Annotated in this window: 1 pseudogene; it reads right to left on the bottom strand. The window is 41.6% G+C overall.

Annotated elements, in window-relative coordinates:
* Positions 1–317: 317 nt before the first annotated feature.
* Positions 318–585 (bottom strand): annotated as a pseudogene (locus CIK04_RS28560) (HopJ type III effector protein); the annotation flags it as partial.
* Positions 586–919: the final 334 nt, after the last annotated feature.

The raw sequence follows: 919 nt of genomic DNA on the forward strand, positions 1-919 counted from the left end.
CCAACTGGTCTCGATTCAACGATCTGCAAAGAGAAGAGATTGTGGCTCAGCTCGATGGCCGTACCGCTACCCACGAGTGCCCAAGCTGTACGAAGCCAACGCAATGTGATATTGCCCAGGGAAAACACACTGTTGGTGTTTTGACTTAGAAGAAAGAGAAGTGAGCGTGTCTAGCAARGTCGTATGCTTCTGTCGACGCTGTTTAGAGAAAGCACCGATTGCCTAAACAATCGGCGCTCATGTCGCTACTTTTCTGTTAGTGCCGGCGTGTCAAACTGAACACCTGACCAACCAAAACGTATGAAATTGCGAATATTTTGATGGTCATCATTCTCGGGATGCAACAATACATCATGACGTATAGCGCCAAACACGCAAGCGTTTGTTCTTCGTTTAGCTCATTCAATTGTGCGAAAGAAAATATCTTACATGAGCCATTGTTTTGGCCCGCTTCGTTATGTGTGTCGCCATTTGAAATGCCGCAGGCACAAATACATAATGGCTATCAATAACATCAATAACCTCTTGAAACTCCACAGCTTCGGGCGTTTCAGCTAACTTAGCCAGTAAATCCTTTAAACTCATTATCCTTCCTGTACAGCGTGATTAAAGAGTCAAAAACTAAATCGCTTTGTCATCCCTTTTCAAGCCATTTATCCCAGTGAGTATGCTTATCAGCAACCATGCTATCGAGTTGAAGATAGAAAATTGTTTCAAACCAATTCCAACACAAGCTAACCCGTTAAAACCTCAGCTTTTTTATTAATAACGACTATCATTTACAACCTTAAGCGTTACGTTTAACATTCACGCTGTTTATATATTTATTAATTAGGTTCTGCTCTTTTGAAAAACCTCGATTTAGTCACGTCTATTTTGGTATTGGCTATTAGGAATACTCCTTGCCTCTTGCAGTGTC

Source organism: Vibrio sp. 03_296 (assembly GCF_002265885.1).